At 69.6% G+C, this 13,118-nt stretch carries 15 protein-coding genes; 13 read left to right on the top strand and 2 right to left on the bottom strand.

Going from position 1 to position 13,118, the window contains the following annotated elements; genetic code table 11:
• Positions 1 to 22 precede the first annotated feature (22 nt).
• The 6 genes from lpxD to MFF06_RS08010 all read left to right on the top strand — a co-directional run bounded on the left by lpxD (position 23) and on the right by MFF06_RS08010 (position 5,270).
• Positions 23 to 1,108 carry a UDP-3-O-(3-hydroxymyristoyl)glucosamine N-acyltransferase gene (gene lpxD, locus MFF06_RS08035; RefSeq protein WP_238202715.1) on the top strand — a complete coding sequence of 362 codons (1,086 nt, stop codon included), beginning with the start codon at positions 23 to 25 and terminating at the stop codon, positions 1,106 to 1,108.
• Between the two features lie 148 nt (positions 1,109 to 1,256).
• On the top strand, positions 1,257 to 1,721 hold the full coding sequence (fabZ, locus tag MFF06_RS08030; protein ID WP_238202713.1) for a 3-hydroxyacyl-ACP dehydratase FabZ: 465 nt from the start codon (positions 1,257 to 1,259) through the stop codon (positions 1,719 to 1,721).
• Between the two features lie 4 nt (positions 1,722 to 1,725).
• On the top strand, positions 1,726 to 2,544 hold the full coding sequence (gene lpxA, locus MFF06_RS08025) for an acyl-ACP--UDP-N-acetylglucosamine O-acyltransferase (RefSeq protein WP_238202711.1): 819 nt from the start codon (positions 1,726 to 1,728) through the stop codon (positions 2,542 to 2,544).
• 11 nt (positions 2,545 to 2,555) lie between these two features.
• Positions 2,556 to 3,419, top strand: coding sequence for an LpxI family protein (locus MFF06_RS08020; protein WP_238202708.1), 864 nt, complete (start codon positions 2,556 to 2,558; stop codon positions 3,417 to 3,419).
• Positions 3,416 to 4,591, top strand: coding sequence for a lipid-A-disaccharide synthase (lpxB, locus tag MFF06_RS08015; protein WP_238202706.1), 1,176 nt, complete (start codon positions 3,416 to 3,418; stop codon positions 4,589 to 4,591). Before MFF06_RS08020 ends, lpxB begins: the two co-directional genes overlap by 4 nt.
• Positions 4,592 to 4,826: 235 nt before the next feature.
• Complete coding sequence (locus tag MFF06_RS08010; protein WP_370876636.1) at positions 4,827 to 5,270, top strand: hypothetical protein; 444 nt, start codon at positions 4,827 to 4,829, stop codon at positions 5,268 to 5,270.
• A gap of 6 nt (positions 5,271 to 5,276) precedes the next feature.
• On the opposite strand, the gene MFF06_RS08005 is transcribed toward MFF06_RS08010, so the two are convergent.
• Positions 5,277 to 5,492: a hypothetical protein gene (locus tag MFF06_RS08005; protein WP_238202704.1), complete on the bottom strand. Its 216-nt coding sequence runs from the start codon at positions 5,490 to 5,492 to the stop codon at positions 5,277 to 5,279.
• 189 nt (positions 5,493 to 5,681) lie between these two features.
• On the opposite strand from MFF06_RS08005, the gene fae reads away from it, so the two are divergent.
• Entirely contained in the window at positions 5,682 to 6,221 is a 540-nt protein-coding gene (gene fae, locus MFF06_RS08000; RefSeq protein WP_238202703.1) for a formaldehyde-activating enzyme, read from the top strand.
• 132 nt (positions 6,222 to 6,353) lie between these two features.
• On the opposite strand, the gene MFF06_RS07995 is transcribed toward fae, so the two are convergent.
• Positions 6,354 to 7,514, bottom strand: coding sequence for an alanine racemase (locus tag MFF06_RS07995; RefSeq protein WP_238202701.1), 1,161 nt, complete (start codon positions 7,512 to 7,514; stop codon positions 6,354 to 6,356).
• Positions 7,515 to 7,733: 219 nt separating this feature from the next.
• On the opposite strand from MFF06_RS07995, the gene MFF06_RS07990 reads away from it, so the two are divergent.
• The 6 genes from MFF06_RS07990 (at position 7,734) to MFF06_RS07965 (ending at position 13,051) form a co-directional block, all read left to right on the top strand.
• Positions 7,734 to 8,453, top strand: coding sequence for an ABC transporter ATP-binding protein (locus tag MFF06_RS07990; RefSeq protein ID WP_370876625.1), 720 nt, complete (start codon positions 7,734 to 7,736; stop codon positions 8,451 to 8,453).
• A complete protein-coding gene (locus tag MFF06_RS07985) occupies positions 8,446 to 9,186 on the top strand; it encodes an ABC transporter ATP-binding protein (protein ID WP_238202698.1) in 741 nt (246 codons plus the stop codon). The genes MFF06_RS07990 and MFF06_RS07985 overlap by 8 nt, the downstream gene beginning before the upstream one ends.
• 70 nt (positions 9,187 to 9,256) lie before the next feature.
• Complete coding sequence (locus MFF06_RS07980; protein ID WP_238202696.1) at positions 9,257 to 10,477, top strand: ABC transporter substrate-binding protein; 1,221 nt, start codon at positions 9,257 to 9,259, stop codon at positions 10,475 to 10,477.
• A 26-nt stretch (positions 10,478 to 10,503) separates the two neighbouring features.
• Entirely contained in the window at positions 10,504 to 11,391 is an 888-nt protein-coding gene (locus tag MFF06_RS07975) for a branched-chain amino acid ABC transporter permease (RefSeq protein WP_238202695.1), read from the top strand.
• 20 nt (positions 11,392 to 11,411) lie between these two features.
• Positions 11,412 to 12,398: a branched-chain amino acid ABC transporter permease gene (locus MFF06_RS07970; protein ID WP_238202693.1), complete on the top strand. Its 987-nt coding sequence runs from the start codon at positions 11,412 to 11,414 to the stop codon at positions 12,396 to 12,398.
• Between the two features lie 296 nt (positions 12,399 to 12,694).
• Positions 12,695 to 13,051, top strand: a complete 357-nt coding sequence (locus MFF06_RS07965) for a hypothetical protein (RefSeq protein WP_238202691.1) — start codon at positions 12,695 to 12,697, stop codon at positions 13,049 to 13,051.
• Positions 13,052 to 13,118: the final 67 nt, after the last annotated feature.

Below are 13,118 nucleotides of genomic sequence, written 5' to 3'. Positions count from 1 at the left end.
GGGATCCCACGCAGGCTCCGCCATGTCCGACACGCAGTTCTTCACACCCGGCGCCGGGGTGACCCTCGAAGAGGTCGCCGCCGCCGCGGGTGTCGCCCTCCCCGAGGGGGCCGACCCCGCGCGGGTCCTGACGGCCGCGTCACCCCTGGAGAGCGCGGGCGCGGACGACCTCGCCTACATGGACAACGCCCGCTACGGCGAGGCCCTCACCCGGACCCGTGCGGGCGCCTGCCTCGTCGGCCCGCGCTTCGCCGCGCGCTGCCCGGCGGGCACCGTGGCCATCGTCTGCCGCGATCCCTACCGAGCCTACGCGGCGCTGCTCGGCCGCCTGCATCCCGATGCCATGCGCCCCGGCCCGCAATTCGGCGGCCGAGGCCTCGCCTCGGGCGCTCACATCCATCCCGAAGCCCGGCTGGAGGAAGGCGTCACCGTCGATCCCGGCGCCGTGATCGGGCCGAACGCCGAGATCGGTTCCGGGACCGTGATCGGGCCGAACGCGGTGATCGGGCCGGGCGTGCGCATCGGCCGGGATTGCTCCATCGGCGCGGGGACCACCCTCAGCCACGCCCTGCTGGGCAACCGCGTCATCATCCATCCCGGCGCGAGGCTGGGCCAGGACGGCTTCGGCTTCGCCATGGGGGCGAGCCATCTCAAGGTGCCGCAGGTCGGCCGGGTGATCGTGCAGGACGACGTCGAGATCGGCGCCAACACCACCATCGACCGGGGCGCCTCCCGCGACACGGTGGTCGGCGAGGGGACGAAGATCGATAACCTCGTCCAGATCGCCCACAATGTGGTCATCGGCCGCCACTGTGTGATCGTGTCGGGGGTCGGCATCTCCGGCTCCACCACGCTAGAGGATTACGTGGTGCTCGGCGGGCAGGTCGGCGTGGTCGGTCACCTGCGCATCGGCCGCGGATCGCAGATCGCCGGCTCCTCGAACGTCAACCGCGACGTCCCGCCGGGCTCGCGCTGGGGCGGCACGCCGGCCAAGCCGGTGCGGGCGTGGTTCCGGGAGCTCACGACCCTGGCCCGCCTCGCCGAGCGCGCGGGGCAGGAGGGGAGCAAGGATGCGGGCGCCGGGGCGGGCAGAAGCGAGCCTGAGTGAGGCCCCAGGAAATCCGGCCGTTCCCCGGTGGGCGAAGGCCGGAGGCCCCGGCCCGTGATGCCTTTGGCCTTGCGTCTGCTCGCGTTTCTGCCGATGAGAGGCCGTCGTCGGCGGGTCGGCCGGCAGAGTGACGGGATGGCGCGGGACGATGAGCGGCGCGGAACAGGTGCTCGGCACGGCGGATATTCACAAGCTGCTGGAACTGCTGCCGCACCGCTATCCATTCCTGATGGTCGATAGGATCATCGAGATCGACCGCGACGAATCCTGCGTCGGCATCAAGAACGTCACCGCCAACGAGCCGCAGTTCATGGGGCACTTCCCCGGCCTGCCGGTCTTCCCCGGCGTGCTCATCATCGAGGGCATGGCCCAGACGGCGGGCGCGATCTGCTGCCGCCACATCATGACGGACGAACTGCGCACCAAGCAGGTGTTCTTCATGACGATCGACAAGTGCAAGTTCCGCAAGCCCGTCGTGCCGGGGGACCAGATCCGCTTCGAGATGCGCAAGCTCAACCAGCGGCGCACCATGTGGTGGTTCCGCGGCGAGGCGAAGGTGGACGGCGTGCTGGTGGCGGAGGCCGAGATCGGCGCCATGCTGGTGACGGAGTGAGGCGATGAGCGCGGCGACGATCCATCCGAGTGCCGTCGTCGAGTCGGGCGCCGAGATCGGCGACGACGTCCGCATCGGCCCGTTCTGCCATGTCGGGCCGGAGGTGGTGCTCGGGCCGGGCTGCGAGCTCGTCAGCCACGTGGTGGTGGCCGGGCGCACCCGCGTCGGCGCGCGGACGCGGATCTACCCCTTCGCCTCCATCGGCCACCCGCCACAGGACCTGAAATACCGCGGCGAGCCCTCGACCCTCGCGATCGGTGAGGAGTGCCTGATCCGCGAGGGCGTCACCATGAATCCCGGCACGGCCGGGGGCGGACTCGAAACGGTGATCGGCGACCGCTGCGCCTTCCTGGCCAACTCCCATGTGGGGCACGATTGCCGGGTGGGCTCCAACGTTGTCTTCTCGAACAACGTGATGCTCGCCGGGCATTGCAGCGTGGGGGATTACGCGATTCTCGGCGGCGGCGCGGCGGTGATCCAGTTCGCGCGGGTCGGCGCGCACGCCTTCGTGGGCGGACTCTCCGGCCTGGAGAACGACTGCATCCCGTACGGCATGGTGCTGGGCAACCGCGCCTACCTCTCCGGGCTCAACATCGTCGGCCTGCAGCGCCGGGGCTTCGCCCGCGAGGACATCCACACCCTGCGGCGCGCCTATCGCCTGCTCTTCGCGGCGGAGGGTACGCTAATGGAGCGCGTGGAGGACGTGGCGACGAGTTTCGAATCGAACGGCGCCGTGCAGGAGATCCTCGATTTCATCCGCGCCGGCGGCAAGCGGTCGATCTGCACGCCGCGCGAGGCGCCGCCCGTGGTCGGCGCCGCCTGATCCGTACCGCCATGGCCGAGGCCGCTTCGACGCGCGAGGGCACCCTCGTCCTCATCGCGGGGGCGGGCCGCCTGCCCGAACTCGTGGCCGCCTCCCTGGAGCGGGCGGGACGACCTTTCAGGCTGATCGCACTCCGGGGGTTCACGGGTCGCCCCCTCAAGGCCAAGGCGGACGCCACCGTCGATCTTCTCGACCTCGCGGCGACGCTCGCCCACCTCAAGGCGTGGTCCCCGGCCATCGTGGTGCCCGCGGGCAGCGTGGCGAGGCCGAGCGCGGCGGCGATCTTCAACGCCGGAGCCGCGTGGCGGAACCGGGAGGCGCTGCGGGACATCGCGGCGGGCGGCGACGACCGCCTGCTCCGGGCCGCCGTCGGCCTCGTCGAGGAGAACGGCCACCGGGTGCTCGGGGTCCACGAGGTCGCCCCCGATCTGCTCTGCCCGGAGGGCGCCCTGGGACTCGTGAAGGTCGATGCGGAGGCCGACGCCTCCATCCGCACCGGCCTCGCCGTGTTGGATGCTCTCTCGCCCTTCGATGTCGGTCAAGCCGTCGCCGTGGCGGGGGATCGGGTGCTCGCCGTCGAGGGGCCGGAGGGCACGGACAAGATGCTCGCCCGCGCCCGCGCGCTGGGTCGCAAGCCCTTCGGGAGGGGGCGCCCGAACGCCGGGACCGTGCTGGTGAAGGCACCCAAGGTCGGTCAGGACCTGCGGATCGACCTGCCGACGGTCGGCCCCCGGACGATCCGCAACGCCCATGCCGCCGGCTGCGCGGGCCTCGCCCTCAGGGCGGGCCGGACGCTCGTCATCGACCGGGCCGCCACCGCGGCGGAGGCGGACCGCCTCGGTCTCTTCGTGATCGGCTTCGGGGAGGCCGCGTGAACGCCCTGCGGATCTGGCTCGTCGCGGGTGAGGATTCGGGCGACCAGCTCGGCGCCAAGCTGATGCGGGCGCTGCGAGACGCCGCGCCCGGCGTCACCTTCGGCGGGGTCGGCGGCGAAGCCATGGCGGGCGAGGGCTTCGCCTCGCTCTTCCCCCTCGATGACGTGGCGGTGATGGGCTACCTGCCCGTCCTTGCCCGCGCCCGAACCCTGTTGCGGCGGATCCGCGAGACCTCGGCGGACGTGGTGGCCGCCCGGCCCGATCTCCTCGTCATCATCGACAGCCCCGGCTTCACCCATGCCGTCGCCAAGCGTGTCCGCAAGGCCGCCCCCGGCATCCCCATCGTCGATTACGTCTCGCCCAGCGTCTGGGCATGGCGCCCGTGGCGGGCGAAGGGGATGCGGCCCTTCATCGATCACGTCCTCGCCCTGCTCCCCTTTGAGCCGGAGGCGCACCTGCGCCTCGGCGGCCCGCCCTGCACCTATGTCGGCCACCCGCTGATCGAGCGGCTGGACGACCTGCGCCCCGGCAAGGCCGAGACGGCCCGGCGGGAGGCATCCCCCTACCCCCTCGTGGTCCTGCCGGGCTCGCGCCGCTCCGAGTTCGAGCGCCTGATGCCGGTCTTCGGCGAGACGCTGGCGCGGGTCGCGGGGCGGACGCCCGTCGAGGCGATCCTGCCCGCCGTTCCCCGCCACCGGGCGCGGATCGAGGCGCTGGCGGCAGGCTGGCGGGTGCCGGTGCGAATCGTCTCCCGCGAGGGCGACAAGTACGCCGCCTTCCGCGGTGCGCGGGCAGCGCTGGCGGCCTCCGGCACGGTCACCCTCGAACTGGCGCTGGCGGGCGTTCCGACGGTGGTGGCCTACAAGGTGTCCCGGATCGAGGAGGTGATCGCCCGTCGATTGATCCAGGTGCCGAGCATCGTGCTGCCGAACCTGATCCTCGGCCGGAACGCCATGCCGGAATTCGTGCAGGCGGACTGCACCCCGGATCGGCTCGCCGCCTCTCTGGAGCCGCTCCTGCGCGGCGGGCCCGAGCGGGAGGCACAGCGCGCGGCGCTCGACCGGATGGACGAATTGACGATCCTTCCCGACGGCGCGACCCCGAGCCGGGCGGCGGCAGAGGTCGTCCTCGCGGTGCTGGCGAAGTCCGGCGCGCCGGCCGGCGGGACGTGACGTGGACGCACCGGGACCCGTCCGGGGGTGGTGCGCAGGCCACAAGGGGCGCGGCGCGGCACCGGCCGGGCGGGATCGGCCCCCAAGAAGCTTGACCGGCGGCGGAGCACGGGTCCAATGCTACCCCTCACGGCGGCGGTCGACGCCCGAATGGTTCGGGACGGCCCGTATGCGAGGGGGATGGCGGATCGTGCGGCGGCTTCCGCGTCTCGCCAGGGCTATCCGGGAAAAGGCCATTCCGGCCTGGGCGATCCCGGTGCTGACGGTGCCGCTCCTGGCCGGCTGCACCGCGACGAGCTTTTCCTACATCTCGAAGGTTTATGTCGGCCTGCCGTCGCAGGTCGTCACCATCGGCTGCAAGGAGCCGTACGAGGTGTACGACAACCGGCAGATCCGCCGGGTGCTCATCGTGTCGAATGCCCTGCGCGAGATCACCGGCTGCAACCTGAACGACCTGCGGATCGACCCCGATCCCGATGCGAGCCGCGTCGGCCGCTTCCGCGCAGCCGCCCGCGCCTACCTGGACGAGACCGTCCGGGAGGAGTGCCGGATCACCGGCGAGACGGTATTCGACGACATGAAGTCCGAGTTCGCCTATTCCTGCGCTGCGCCGATCGAGGCGCGGGGCACGAAGGTGCCACGCCTGCCCGGCCGCCGCCCCGGTTTCACGACGCAGTAGCCGCCCTCACAGGTCCGGGTGCGGGAAGGTCCGCTCCGCCGCATCCCCCGCGGCGGCCAGCAGGGCGCGGGCGAAGGCGCGGGCCTCGGCACGCTCCAGGATCACCGCGGCGGTGAGGGGGTGTCCGGCGAGGTCCGGCAGGGTCAGTTCGAGGCGGACCCCATCGGGCACGGCGCTCGCCTGCAGGCTCCACTGTCCCTCGCGTGTCGGCTGGTCGGCCATCGCGGCATTCTCCTGTGCATGAAATCCGCCGCAACGGCCGTCGCGTTCCTCACTGCCCCGCCACGGGCAACGGCTCAAGCCGGGTGCGGCTGCGGACCCGGCCCCGTCATCATCCCGACGTCACCGGCGGTCCTCGGTTGACGTCCCGGAAGGGATGATGTCTCCCCGGGGGGTCAACGGAGACGCTTCATGTCAGAGATTTGGTTTCGCGCCGGCGAGGCGACGGTCCTCGCGGCGGAGGGTCAATACACCGATGCCATGCCCGAGGTGCTGATCGGCTCGGTCCGGGGCCCCGTGGGTCAGGCCTTCGCCTCCATGATGGGTCAGGCCGTCGGCCATACCCGCATGTTCGTGGTGCGCGACCTGAACCAGCTGGTGCGTCCGGCAACGATGATGACCAGCAAGGTGACGATCCAGAGCGCCGACTATGTCGAGCTCCTCGGCGGCGTGGTCCAGGCGGCCACCGGCGATGCCATCGTCGATTGCATCATCGAGGGCATCCTCCCGAAGGAGGGCCTGGACGACCTGTGCATGATCATCATGATCTGGCTCGATATCCGCTGCGCGGACGACGACAACCTCGACCGCAAGGATCTCTACCGGACCAACTACGAGGCGACGAAGCTCGCCATCGCCCGTGCCCTCAAGGGCGAGCCCACCGTCGACGAGTTGATCGCCAACCGGAAGACGGTGAAGCACTACGCGCTGGAAGACATCATCGAGTATTGATCGATCCGCACCCGGCATTGCGGGCGACGCGACGCCGTCCGGCGCTCCGGGTCCTCTCGGACCCTGGCGCCGTTGCGGATGGCTTTGCTCCGCTCGCAAAGACGGCCTGACGCGCGGCGGCGGGACAGAACTCTACCACCCGTTGATCCGCGGCCAGACCGCGCCGAGGCGGCCGTCCTTCTCGATCACGTGGTAGCGGTCGTACTGCGCGGCGGTGGCGCAGGCGTGGTTGGGCAGGATGCGCAGGCGGGTGCCGAGCGGCAGGTCGGGCAGGGTCCCGCCGGAGCCCGGACGCAGGGCGACGACGCCGTGCTCCTGGTTGGCCTGGGCGACGATGAGATCGGGGATCGGCGTGCCGTCCCGGTCGCAGACAAGGCCGTAGCCCTGGTCCACCGCCTGTCCGGCCGTCCCCCGGTCGCGGGACATGGCCATCCAGCCCGCATCGGTGATGATCCAGCCCCGGTCGGGCCGGTGGCCGATCACGGTGGTGAGCACCGAGACGGCGATGTCGTCCACCGCGCAGGAGCCGATCCCGGCCTGAACGAGATCGCCGAACATGAATACGCCGGCCCGGACCTCGGTGACGCCGCCGAGGTCCCGGGCGTGGCGGGCAGTGGGGGTGGAGCCGACGCTCACGACCGGACACGGCCACCCCTCCCCGCGCAGGGTTCCGGCGGCCTGGAGCGCGGCGGCACGCTCCGCCTCCGCCGCGCGGACCAGGGAATTGGGATCGGACAGGCCGTAGCTGTCGCCCGCATGGAGCAGCACGCCCCGCAGGTCGGGATCGGACCCGAGGGCGCGGCCGATGGCGAGGAGAAGGTCGGCATCGTGGGGCTTCACGCCGGAGCGATGCCCGTCCGGATCGACCTCGATCATCACCGGCAGCCGTTCGCCGGTGGCGCTGCACCAGGCCGCGACCGCCTGCGCCTGCGCCACGGAATCGAGGATCACCGCGAGGTCGGCGCCCCACCGGCGCCGGATGGCCCCCACCCGGTCGAGCTTGTGGGGCGCGATCCCCACGGCGTAGGTCAGATCGGTGACGCCGCGCTCGGCGAAATACTCGGCCTCCTTAAGTGTTGAGACCGTGGCCGGCCCCTGCGGGCTCGTCATCGCCCGGCGGGCCACGTCGATGGACTTGGCGGTCTTGAGATGGGGCCGGAAGGCAACGCCGAGGGCGGCGAGACGGCCCCTCAGGCCGTCGAGGTTGGCAAGAAGCTTCGCCTCGTCGAGGAGGAGGCAGGGCGTATCGAGGGCGTCGAGCCCGGCCTTGGCTGCGGTCTTGTCAATCGTCATCGCGCCGTCGATCCCATCCGGTACGTTCGTCCCGTTGCTTTAGTCCGCCGCGCCTGCCGGCGGAACGGTATCGGGGCATATCAGCGGGCGTGGATTGTTCGCTTCCCCGCGCAAATTCCGATGGACGTTGCGATGGGCGTTCGTTCATAGAACGACAAAGAACGGCGGGGAGGACCGCATTTGGGACGTGACGTGATCCTGGCAACCCAAGGGTTGACCATGGAATTCAAAGGTTTTCGCGCCGTCAACAATGTCGCGCTGCAAGTGGAGCGGGGCACCATTCACGCCCTCATCGGCCCCAACGGGGCCGGTAAGACCACCTGTTTCAATCTCCTCACCAAGTTCCTGATCCCGACAGCGGGGACGATCCGCTACAAGGACAAGGACATCACCGGACTGAAGCCGGCCGACGTGGCGCGGCTCGGCCTCGTCCGGTCCTTCCAGATCTCGGCGGTGTTCCCGCACTTCACGGTGATGGAGAACGTGCGCATCGCCCTGCAGCGGCGCCGCCACGGCGACTCCTTCGATTTCTGGCGTCCCGAAAAGGCCCTGCGGGTGCTCAACGCCGAGGCGCTGGAACTCGTGGAGGCGGTGGGCCTGTCGGACTACGCCGAGATCCCCGCGGTGGAACTCTCCTACGGCCGCAAGCGCGCCCTGGAGATCGCGACGACGCTTGCCCTCGATCCCGAGATGCTCCTCCTCGACGAGCCGATGGCCGGCATGGGTCACGAGGACGTGGACCGCACCGCCGAGCTGATCCGCCGGGTGGGGAAGGACCGCACGATCCTCATGGTCGAGCACAACCTCTCCGTGGTGGCCTCCCTCTCGGACCGCATCACCGTGCTTGCCCGCGGGCAGGTGCTCGCCGAAGGCGACTACGCCACCGTGTCCAAGGACCCGCGCGTGGTCGAGGCTTATATCGGGTCGGGTCATGCCTGAGGCTGCGCAGAAACTGTCTCCGGCCGCCGCCACGGCGCCCCTCCTCGCGGTGCGCGGGTTGCAAGGCTGGTACGGCGAGAGCCACGTGCTGCACGGCATCGACATCGATGTCCGCGCGGGCGAGGTGGTGACGCTCCTCGGCCGCAACGGTGCCGGCAAGACCACGACGCTCCGCGCGATCATCGGCATCCTCGGCCGTCGGCAGGGCTCCATCACCTACGAGGGCGTCGAGACCATCGGCATGGCCTCGCGCAAGATCGCCAAGCTCGGCCTCGGCTACGTGCCGGAGGAGCGGGGCATCTTCTCGTCCCTGTCGGTGCAGGAGAATCTGATGCTGCCGCCGCGGGTGAAGCCCGGCGGCATGACCGTCGCCGAGATCCACACCCTGTTCCCGAACCTCAAGGAGCGGGCGGGGAGCCAGGGCACCAAGCTGTCGGGCGGCGAGCAGCAGATGCTGGCGATCGGCCGCATCCTGCGGACGGGGGCGAAGACGATCCTCCTCGACGAGCCGACCGAGGGCCTCGCCCCGGTGATCGTCCAGCAGATCGGGCGGACGATCCAGAAGCTGAAGACGCAAGGGTACACCATCGTCCTCGTGGAGCAGAACTTTCGCTTCGCGCAGACCTTGGCCGACCGGCACTTCGTGATCGAGCAGGGGCGGGTCGTGGACCAGATCCCGAATGCCGACCTCGACGCGAACATCGACAAGCTTCACACCTATCTCGGCGTCTGACCGGGGCGGGACTTCCCTCTGTTCTCATGGCGCCGCGACGATGGAGCGGGGCCACCAAGGAGTCGAACGCATGAACGGACGTTTCCCGGTTGCCGCGGTCGCGGGCGCCCTCCTGGCCGGCGCCGCGCTGATCGCGCCGGCCTCCGCCCAGACGGCGGTGAAGATCGGCGTCCTCGGCGACCGCTCGGGCGCCTATTCCGACATCAGCGGCGAGGGCTCGGTCGTCGCCGCTCGCCTCGCCGTCGAGGATTTCAAGCCCGAGAGCCACGGGCTGAAGGTCGAGATCGTCTCGGCCGACCACCAGAACAAGCCCGATGTCGGCGCGGCCATCGCCCGGCAGTGGTACGACCGCGACAACGTCGACATGATCACCGACGGCGTCACCTCCTCCGTCGCCCTGGCGATCAGCCAGGTCACCAAGGAGAAGAACAAGGTCTTCATCGACACGGGCGCCGGCACCGCCGACCTCACGGGCTCGCAGTGCAGCCCGAACACCATCCACTGGGTCTACGACACGGTGGCGCTCGCCAACGGCACAGGCGGCGCGATGGTGAAGCGCGGCGGCAACACGTGGTTTTTCCTCACCGCCGACTACGTGTTCGGCCAGACGCTCCAGCGCGACACCACCAAGGTCATCGAAAAGAATGGCGGCAAGGTCGTCGGCTCGGTGAAGACGCCCTTCCCCACCGCCGACTTCTCCTCCTTCCTGCTCCAGGCCCAGGGGTCCGGCGCGAAGGTGATCGGCCTCGCCAACGCGGGCGCGGACACGATCAACTCGATCAAGCAGGCGGGCGAGTTCGGCATCACCGAGGGCGGCCAGTCGCTCGCCGGCCTCCTCGTCTTCTCCTCCGACGTGCATTCGCTCGGCACCAAGGTCGCCCAGGGCCTCGTGCTGACGGAGCCGTTCTACTGGGACCTGAACGACCAGACCCGCGCCTTCTCAGACCGCTTCAGCAAGCAGATGAAGGGCGGCTCCAAGCCGACCTCCAACCATGCCGGCGTCTACTCGGACGTGCTGCATTACCTGAAGGCCGTGGCCGAGCTGAAGTCGACCGCGGACGGCGTCGCCACCGTGAACAAGATGAAGGCCATGCCGACGGACGATCCGCTGTTCGGCAAGGGCGTGGTGCGGGCCGACGGCCGCAAGATCCACGACATGTACCTGTTCGAGGTCAAGAAGCCCTCCGAGTCGAAGGGCGAATGGGACCTGTACAAGAAGCTCGAGACCATCCCCGGCGACCAGGTCTTCCGCCCGCTCGGCGAAGGCGGCTGCCCGCTGGTGAAGGGCTGAGTGCGTAGGCGTCTGGGAGGCCAGCCATGACCACGATTTTCGGCGTGCCGACCCAGGCGCTGTTCGGCCAGTTGCTGCTCGGGCTGATCAACGGGTCGTTTTACGCGATCCTCTCGCTCGGGCTGGCGATCATCTTCGGCTTGTTGAACATCATCAACTTCGCCCACGGCGCGCTCTACATGATGGGCGCGTTCGTGGCCTGGATGCTGCTCACCTATTTCGGACTCGGCTACTGGTGGGCGCTTGGGCTGGCGCCCCTGGTGGTCGGCGTGTTCGGCGTCATCCTCGAACGGGTCCTGATCGCGCGACTCTACAAGCTCGACCACCTCTACGGCCTGCTCCTGACCTTCGGCCTCGCGCTGATCATCCAGGGGCTGTTCCGCAACCAGTACGGCGTGTCGGGCCTGCCCTACGCCATCCCGGCGGAACTCGCGGGCGGCCAGCGCCTGCCCTTCATGTTCCTGCCGAACTACCGGGCCTGGGTCGTCGTCGCGTCGCTTGCGGTGTGCATCGCCACCTGGCTGGTGATCGAGAAAACCAAGCTCGGCGCCTATCTGCGGGCCGCCACCGAGAACCCGACCCTGGTCCAGGCCTTCGGCGTGAACGTGCCCCTGTTCCTCACGCTGACCTACGGGTTCGGCGTGGCGCTGGCGGGCTTCGCCGGCGTGCTCGCGGCGCCGATCTACTCGGTGAACCCGAACATGGGTGCCGACATCATCATCGTGGTCTTCGCCGTCGTGGTGATCGGCGGCATGGGCTCGATCATCGGCTCGGTCATCACGGGCTTCGCGCTGGGACTCGTCGAGGGCCTGACCAAGGTGTTCTACCCGGAAGCGTCCTCGACGGTGATCTTCGTGATCATGGTCCTCGTGCTCCTCGTCAAACCCGCCGGCCTGTTCGGGCGCACGGCCTGATCGCGATCTGAGGCATTCCCATGGCCGACACCGCCGCCCTCGACGCCGCCCCGATCGCGGCCGCCCTGCCCGAGAGCCGGGACGACAAGGCGCTCCAGCGCAAGATCTTCGTCGGCATCGCGGTGCTGCTGGTCGCGGCTCCGATGGTGCTCTACCCCGTCTACCTGATGAAGGTGCTGTGCTTCGCGCTGTTCGCGCTGGCCTTCAACCTGCTCCTCGGCTACGGCGGCCTGCTCTCCTTCGGCCATGCGGCCTATTTCGGCATGGCGAGCTACCTCTCGGCCTACGGTGCCAAGGTCTGGGGCTTCAGCCCCGAGGTGGCGATCCTGCTGGGCACCCTCACCGCCGCCCTGCTCGGCCTCGTCTTCGGCGCGCTGGCGATCCGGCGGCAGGGCATCTACTTCTCGATGATCACCCTGGCCCTCGCGCAGATGGCGTTCTTCTTCGCCCTCCAGGCGAAGTTCACGGGCGGCGAGGACGGCATCCAGGCGGTGCCACGGGGCAACCTGTTCGGCGCGATCAGCCTCGCCGACGACCGGACGATGTATGCCCTCGTCGCGGTGATCTTCTTCTTCGGGATGCTCGCGATCTACCGCATCATCCACTCGCCCTTCGGGCAGGTGCTGAAGGCGATCCGCGATAACGAGAGCCGCGCCGTCTCGCTGGGTTACCGGGTGAACCAGTACAAGCTCGCCGTCTTCGTCCTGTCCGCGACGCTGGCGGGCCTCGCGGGCGCCACCAAGGCCATCGTGTTCCAGTTGGCCTCCCTCACCGACGTCCACTGGTCGATGTCGGGCGAGGTGGTGCTGATGACCCTCGTCGGCGGCATGGGCACCGTGTTCGGGCCCATCGTCGGCGCGCTGGTGATCGTCACCATGGAAACCTACCTCGCGCAGTTCGGCGCCTGGGTGACGGTGATCCAGGGCTGCGTCTTCGTGCTGTGCGTGCTCCTGTTCCGCGAAGGCGTCGTCGGCCTCATCGCCCGGAAGCTGCGCAGGCCTCTTTGATGGATGGCGGGCGGCGCCGGGATGGCGCCGCCGCCCCTCTTCCCTCGCCCCTCATTCGCTCCCTATCGACCGACCGCCGCTTGACGCGTGAGCACCCCGCCCTACCTGCCGAGCATAATGGCCAAGCTTTGAGCAAACGCTGGTGTTGCTTCGAAGCATCGCAGTAGAGTTCTCACACTCTCGAATTCTGTTCTGGCCTCGCCCGTGACTAGTTATGGCAGCGCGATAGACCGGCCGGATACCATTCGTTAACCAATCGATCTCCATCATCCCGGCATCAGTCGATGGGTGTCGAGATGTCCCGGACTTCTGCCTTCAGCATTGACGATCCCGCCCTGGATTGCCCGGTTTCGCCGGAGGCCGTCGGGCGCTTGGCCAAGGCCGATCCACGGGCGGTCAAGGAGCTCGTGGACGGCATTCCCGAATCGACGCGCGCCCGCCTCGCGGTCTGGCTGTACGGCCGCAGCCACACCCACGAGATCGGGGTGCGCGTCGCGGAGACCTGCGACGGCACGAGCCTGCGCCGGGCGGGCGGCCTGATCGGCAACGCCCTCTACGACCTCTCCCGCCGCCCCTACACGGCGCCGACCCACGGCACGCGCGCCACGGGCCCGGCCCGGATCAGCCTCGGCGGCACGCGGCGCAGCGCGTAACACACACCCTTCTCCGCCGACGCGGAGATGGCGCTGGAGCGGCGGTCCCGCTCCGGCTACCGTGCCG

Source organism: Methylobacterium aerolatum (assembly GCF_022179085.1).
Taxonomy (GTDB): domain Bacteria; phylum Pseudomonadota; class Alphaproteobacteria; order Rhizobiales; family Beijerinckiaceae; genus Methylobacterium; species Methylobacterium aerolatum.
This window is presented reverse-complemented; position numbering and strand designations above follow the sequence as displayed.